This window comes from Streptomyces sp. 4F14, from assembly GCF_048159485.1.
In the GTDB taxonomy this organism is placed as follows: Bacteria; Actinomycetota; Actinomycetes; order Streptomycetales; family Streptomycetaceae; genus Streptomyces.
In genome coordinates, this window is sequence record NZ_JBLRVY010000267.1 from 1 (window position 1) to 358 (window position 358).

Consider the following 358-nt stretch of genomic DNA (forward strand, 5'->3'; position numbering starts at 1 on the left):
GCACCCCGACCGGTGCCAGCGCCAGCGGGGCGGGCAGGGAGCGGCCCAGCACCTCGACGGACAGGTCCCGTTCATGGACGTCCCGCAGCATGCGCGGCACGATCCGGCGCCGCTGGAGTGCCGCCCGGTTGGCGCGGGCGGTGCTGCCGTCGCCTGCGCTGCCCGCCACATAGCCGACGGGGCCGGGGCCCAGGCGCTGCTCGGTGAGCTGCTCCAGCCGGGTCAGATCGGTGGGCAGCCGGGGCACCGCCCCGGTCATCCCGTTCAGATAGATCTCGTACTGGAAGTCCGCCCAGTGCTTGCCCATGCGCAGGCCCCGCCTCTCGTCAGTGAGATCGCGCTGTACGCAGACCATACC

At 72.9% G+C, this 358-nt stretch carries 1 protein-coding gene; it reads right to left on the reverse strand.

The window, feature by feature from the left end:
- On the reverse strand, positions 1-307 hold a 307-nt coding region (locus ACLZOT_RS50645), incomplete at its 3' end, for an alpha-hydroxy-acid oxidizing protein (RefSeq protein WP_416976075.1).
- Between the last annotated feature and the right edge of the window lie 51 nt (positions 308-358).